Below are 6,000 nucleotides of genomic sequence, written 5' to 3' on the forward strand. Positions count from 1 at the left end.
CCGTTTTCACACCGCCGACCCCCGTCCTGTGGGATCGCTCCAGACGTTGTAGAAGTGAAGGAGCAGCGCTCGCTCGGACGGCTGCTCCCGGATCTTGAGCGAAGGAGCACGACGTGTACGGCATCGACCTGAGCGTCGCCGGCTCAGCAGTACGGCGGAGCCTCGACGGACGACGACCCGGCCCCAACCACGTCTTCGTGGTGGCGGAGGTCGAGGTGAGCAACCGCGGCGACGGTGCGGTCGCCGTCTCGACGGTCCCGGCCGTCTTCCTCGCGGCCGACGGCACCCAGCACGACCCGGCCGTGCCTGCACTCTGGCCGGCCGACGAGGTCGTGGTCGCGCCGTACTCCAAGGAGAGGGTCAAGGTCGTCTTCGACGTCCCGCGGACGAAGGCCGCCGGCGGCGCCGTACGGATCGTCCGCGGTGACGGCCCGACAGGACGTCGCCTCCACCTCGCCTCCTGAGCCCCGCGAGAACGGATGCTGGGTACGGCTCGCCGAGGCGAAGCGTGACCGCGACATGTGACGCGTCACGCCGGTCAGCCTCGACGAAGGCGCGTGACCGCAGGCGCGTCGTCGAACGCGTCGCCTCTCATCGTGCGGGCGGCGACGTACAGCCGGCGGGTCCGATGACCCGGGAGGCAGGTGCGTGGCACGGAGACCGTGATCGTGCCCGTCGACCGCTTCCAGGTGCCTCGCAGACCCATGCATGCGCGGGGCCTGTTCTGGAAGTGGTCGAAGAAGAACAACCGGGCCTTGGCGCGCTGCCCGGGCATCTTGCGGACCACGGCGACGTAGCCCGCCTCGAAGATGCCGTACCGGCTGATCGCGAGACTCGCCCGGCCCCGCTTCCCGAGGTGCGGGACGCGGATCGTCGTGGACACGCGGCTGCCGGTGTGACGATAGGTGGCCCGGGAGATGTCGATCGACGCCGGTGCGTCACGGCGTGCGTCGGTCCGGGCGCGCGTGTCGGCGCCGGCCGGTGACGCGGTCAGGGCGAGCGCTGCGGTGCAGGCCATCCCGACGGTGATGGTCATGATCTGAGTCCTCATGACGGTGCTCCTTCCCCGAGGGCTCCTCCACTGTCGCCCGCGACAGGGCCAGCGGACGGCACCGTTGCAGGAGGCCGTCACGGCGACGCTCCACCGCCCCGGGATCAGGGGTTGACCAGCACGCGGGCGAGCTCGGGGAGAGCCTCCCGCTCGCGGTCCAGGATCTGTCGCGCGTGAGTGACGGAGTCGACCAGCGGATGCAGCGCGAGCGCCTTCAGCGCCGCCGACCGCGAACCCGACGTGGCGGCCTCGATCGTCATCCGCTCCACGTCCTTCACGGTGCTCACGAGGCCTCGCTCGTGCGGACGGAGCTGCGAGACCGCCACGGGTCGCGGACCGTCAGCACCGACGGTGCACGGCACCTCGACGATGGCGTCATCGTCGACCGCGTCGAGCGTGCCGTCGTTGGGCACGTTGAGGACCAGCTCGGCCCCTTCGTCGGCCGAGATGGCTCCCATCAGCGCCAGCGCGACCCGGTCGTAGCCACCCCCGTCCAGGTCCTCGTCGTCGCGCTCACCGGCGTCGGTGCTCGCGCGTCCCTCGGCCATGTAGGTCTCCTCCCGGTCGAGCCGGGTGCGCTCCCAGCCACCGAGGGCGTCACCGTCGCCGCGGTAGAAGCGCTCCTGCTGATCGAGCAGGTACTCCCCGCGCGTCGTGCCCGCCTCCGTGATCGCCGCGACGGCGTCGGAGGTGTAGTACCAGTACCAGAGGTACTCGTTGGGCACGGTCCCCAGCGAGGCCAGCCACTCCGGGCCGAACAGCCGGCCCTCCTCGATCTGCATCAGCTGGTCCGGCCGAGACAGGACATCGGGGAGCACGTCCTGGCCGTCGACCACGGCGCGGTGGAGCCAACCGAGGTGGTTCAGGCCGGCGTAGTCGAAGGTGATGGTCTCCCGCGGCAACCCGAGAACGCGCGCCACGCGCTTGAACAGCCCGACCGGCGAGTCGCAGATCCCGATCACGCGGCGCCCGAGCACCGCCGACATCGCCTCGGTCACCATGCCCGCGGGGTTCGTGAAGTTGATGACGTACGCCTCGGGCGCGGCGCGCCGTACGACCTCAGCGAGCCGGAGCGCCACGGGGATCGTGCGCAGGCCGTAGCAGACCCCGCCCGCCCCGGTCGTCTCCTGCCCCAGGAGCCCGACGCCGAGCGCCGACCGTTCGTCGCACACGCGACCGGCAAGGCCTCCGACGCGCATCGCCGAGAAGACGAAGTCTGCGCCCGTGACGGCCTCGGTGAGATCGGTCGTCACCCTGATCCGCGGCGCGTGCGGCAGTCCGGGTGCGAGGTCGGCGAGGACGGCGGCGATGCGACGCAGCCGGGCGTCGCTCGTGTCGTGGAGGACGAGCTCGTCGACCCGGGACGCCCCTGCGTCCGAGGCGAGGGCGCGATAGACGAGCGGGACCCGGAAGCCTCCGCCGCCGACGATCGTGAGTCTCACAGGGCCTCCTGGACGATGGCGCGGTCCTCGGACGACGAGCCGGCTGCGGCGAGCGCGCGAGCGACGTGCAGCTCGACACCCGCCTCGGCGAAGACGCGGGCTGCGTCGGGGTCGACGTCGCGGTCGGTGACCAGCGCGTCGTACTGGTCCGGCCCGCACACGCGGACGTATCCGCCGCCGGGGAGCTTGGTGTGGTCGGCCAGCAGCACGACCCGGTCGGCAGCCCGCAGCATCGCCTTCTTGACGGGGACCTCGACGGCGGTCGTGTCGAACACCGACCCGTCCTCGCGGACCCCGCTCGTGCCGAGGAAGAGGACGTCGGCCTGCACCTGGGCGATCGCCTGCTCGGTCATGAAGCCGACCATGGAGTGGTAGTTGGTGCGGACGAGACCGCCGAGCAGCATGAGGTCGACGACCGGGTCGTCGCGCAGCTCGTCGTAGACAGCGAGGCTTGACGTGATGACCGTGACCGTCCGCCCGCGCAGCAGCCGCGCGACCAGGCTCGTCGTCGTCCCGATGTCGAGCAGGACCACCGCGCCGTCGGGCACGAGCGTCGCCGCGTGCTCGGCGATCGCCCGCTTCTCCATCGGGTTCTGGGTGGCGACGCGCTCGAACGGCGCCTCGCGCTCCAGGGCGGGAGCGGCTCCGCCCCGGAGCCGTCTCAGACGGCCGGTGCGCTCCAGCGCCGAGAGGTCCCTGCGGATGGTCGCGTCGCTCACGTCGAGGACACGCGCCAGGGTGGCGACGTCGACCGGCCCGCTCGTCTCGAGCAGGTCGAGCAGCCGTTCATGGCGGAGATTTGCGCGCACCCGGTGACCATAACAGTCACTTTTACGCATGCGCACTCATGACCGATCACTACTTGCGCGGATATGCGCGGTTGAGCGAGACTCACGGGATGGCTCAGGCGGCGGCAGATGCGGAGTTCGACCTCTTCGTCACAGGTCCGGTCTTTCTCGACATCATCTTCACCGGCCTGCAGGAGGCGCCCGTCGGAGGGCGGGAGGTTCTCACGTCCGGCATGGGATCGAGCCCCGGCGGCGTGGCCACCCTCGCGGTCGCGGCGTCGCGCCTCGACCTGCGGACCTCGCTCGGCGCGGCGTTCGGCGACGACATGTACGGCGACTACCTCTGGTCGACCCTCGCCGACGACGAGGCGATCGACCTCACGACCTCCCACCGCTGGGCCGGCTGGCACTCCCCCGTGACGGTGTCGCTCGCCTACGACCAGGACCGGGCGATGATCACCCATGCCCACAACCCTCCGCGCACCGACGACCGCACGCCGCCGCGCCCGCGGGCCCGGGCGGCGTTCGCCGACCTCGCCGCCGAGCGTCCCGACTGGGTCGACGACGCGATCGCGGACGGCACCCTGGTCTTCGCCGACGTCGGCTGGGACCCGACCGACACGTGGGACGCCGCCGCGCTGCGTTCTCGGCTCGAGGGCTGCCACGCCTTCGTGCCCAACGCCATCGAGGCGATGACCTACACCCGCACCGACTCTCCCGGCGCAGCGCTCGAGAGGATCCGCGACTGGGTTCCGCTCGCCGTCGTCACGGCCGGGAGCTCGGGGTCGTACGCCGCGGACGCCGAGAGCGGCGAGACCGCCTGGGCCCCCGCGCTGACCGTGCCCGCGCTCGACCCGACCGGCGCCGGTGACGTCTTCCTCGCCGCTCTCGTCGCCGGCACGCTGCGGGAGTGGCCGCTGCTCCAGCGTCTGCGCTTCGCCAACCTCTGTGCCGCGCTGTCGGTGCGGGACTTCGGCGGAGCTCTCGCGGCCCCGGGCTGGGCGGCCGTCTGCGACTGGTGGGAGGCCGTCGAGCCGGGCTCCTGGCTCGCCCGCGACTACGCGTTCTTGGACGACGTTCTGACCACCGTCGAGCACAGGACGTACGGTCGTGCCGTCGCGACGATCGGTTTCGTCGGGACCCAGCACGACCACCCCCGGCACGACGCGTCCCAGCCTCGTCGTCGGGATTTCCGTATCGCCGACACCGGCGAATGACCACAGGAGCCGCCATGTCCCACCGCCCCGCATGGAAGTCGGTGCTCGCCGTCACCGCGGTGAGCGCCGTCCTCGCACTGTCTGCCTGCACGCCGGGCGGCGACGGAGGTGACCAGGAGAGCAAGGACGCCAAGGCGAGCGACATCGAGACCGACGTCGCCGCCATGGGCGACCTGACGCTGGACGTCTGGGACCAGGAGGTTCGCGGCGGTCAGGCCAAGCAGATCGAGGCGCTCAACGCGGCGTTCCAGAAGAAGTATCCCAACGTCACGATCAAGCGGACGTCGAAGTCGTTCGACGACCTCCAGAAGACCGTCCGCCTCGCCATCACCAATGACGACGCGCCCGACGTGGTCCAGGTCAACAACGGCCGAGCCGACATGGGTCAGTTCGTCGCCGCGGGGCTCATCCAGTCGCTCGACGGGTACGCCGAGGTGTACGGCTGGGACGAGCGCTACCCGGAGTCCGTGCGCAGCACCGCCTCGTACAGCAAGGACGGCAAGACGTTCGGCGAGGGCAGCCTCTTCGGGATGCCGCAGGTCGGAGAGATGGTCGGCCTCTGGTACAACAAGGCCAAGCTGGCCAAGCTCGGTCTCAAGCCGCCGGCGACGCTGGACGAGTTCGACAACGCGATGAAGGCGGCGAAAGCGGCCGGCGAGCTGCCCGTCCAGCTCGGCAACGCCGAGGCCTGGCCCGCGATCCACGACTACGCCGTCGCGATGAACCAGTACGTCCCGCGGGACGATACGCGTGCGCTCGGCTACGGGCGCGAGGGTGCCTCGTGGACGTCGGAGGAGAACGTCGAGGGTGCAGACCTCTTCGTCTCGTGGGTGAAGGACGGCTACCTCACGCCCGAGTTCAACGCCGTCCCGAACGACACCGCATGGCGCAACTTCGCCAAGGGCCAGGGCGTCTTCATGATCGGCGGCACCTGGTACCAGGCCGACCTCGAGGCGGCGATGGGTGACAACCTCGGCTTCGCCCTCCCACCGGTGGGTCCGGTCGGCGAGCCTGCCGTCACCGGCGGCACGGGACTGCCGCTGGCGATCACCGATGCGAGCGACCACGCCGACGCCGCCGCGGCGTACATCGACTTCCTCACCGATGCCGAGGCCATGAAGGTGATCCAGGCGAACGGCGGACTCCCCGTCGTGGACGGCGACGAGGCGATCGCCAAGGGCGCGGCCAAGGAGGTCATCGCTGCCTGGGGCACGGTGACCGAGCAGGACTCGCTCGTGCCGTACCTCGACTGGGCGACGCCCGACATGAGCGACCTGATGGGCCAGCAGCTCCAGAAGCTCAGCGACGGATCGGTCGACACGTCGGCGTTCCTCGACGCGATCGAGAAGAACTACTCGGAATTCACGGACACGAACGAGTGACGACGGACGAGACGGTGACCGTCCCGGCCGGGCCCGCACGCAGCGTGCGGGCCCCGCCCGGCGGGCGGCCGCGCCACCGTCCCCCCCGCGAGCCCCCAGCGGGCGCCGAACGAAACCGCC

At 71.0% G+C, this 6,000-nt stretch carries 6 protein-coding genes; 3 read left to right on the plus strand and 3 right to left on the minus strand.

Translation table 11 applies throughout. The features are described 5' to 3' along the window. Positions 1-113: 113 nt before the first annotated feature. Positions 114-464: a DUF4352 domain-containing protein gene (locus KV097_RS05065; RefSeq protein ID WP_220341495.1), complete on the plus strand. Its 351-nt coding sequence runs from the start codon at positions 114-116 to the stop codon at positions 462-464. Positions 465-538: 74 nt separating this feature from the next. Here KV097_RS05065 and KV097_RS05070 read toward each other — a convergent pair whose 3' ends face one another. The 3 genes from KV097_RS05070 to KV097_RS05080 form a co-directional block, all read right to left on the minus strand. Next, positions 539-1,051 carry a hypothetical protein gene (locus KV097_RS05070; protein WP_220365235.1) on the minus strand — a complete coding sequence of 171 codons (513 nt, stop codon included), beginning with the start codon at positions 1,049-1,051 and terminating at the stop codon, positions 539-541. Positions 1,052-1,155: 104 nt separating this feature from the next. Continuing rightward, a complete protein-coding gene (locus tag KV097_RS05075; RefSeq protein WP_220344990.1) occupies positions 1,156-2,493 on the minus strand; it encodes a 6-phospho-beta-glucosidase in 1,338 nt (445 codons plus the stop codon). After that, complete coding sequence (locus KV097_RS05080; protein ID WP_301022015.1) at positions 2,490-3,302, minus strand: DeoR/GlpR family DNA-binding transcription regulator; 813 nt, start codon at positions 3,300-3,302, stop codon at positions 2,490-2,492. The genes KV097_RS05075 and KV097_RS05080 overlap by 4 nt, the downstream gene beginning before the upstream one ends. 38 nt (positions 3,303-3,340) lie before the next feature. On the opposite strand from KV097_RS05080, the gene KV097_RS05085 reads away from it, so the two are divergent. Both KV097_RS05085 and KV097_RS05090 read left to right on the plus strand, forming a co-directional pair. After that, positions 3,341-4,498 carry a carbohydrate kinase family protein gene (locus KV097_RS05085; protein ID WP_220365236.1) on the plus strand — a complete coding sequence of 386 codons (1,158 nt, stop codon included), beginning with the start codon at positions 3,341-3,343 and terminating at the stop codon, positions 4,496-4,498. Positions 4,499-4,512: 14 nt separating this feature from the next. Beyond that, on the plus strand, positions 4,513-5,880 hold the full coding sequence (locus KV097_RS05090) for an ABC transporter substrate-binding protein (protein WP_220344988.1): 1,368 nt from the start codon (positions 4,513-4,515) through the stop codon (positions 5,878-5,880). Positions 5,881-6,000 lie beyond the last annotated feature (120 nt).

Source organism: Mumia sp. zg.B17, assembly GCF_019550915.1.
Classification (GTDB): Bacteria; Actinomycetota; Actinomycetes; order Propionibacteriales; family Nocardioidaceae; genus Mumia.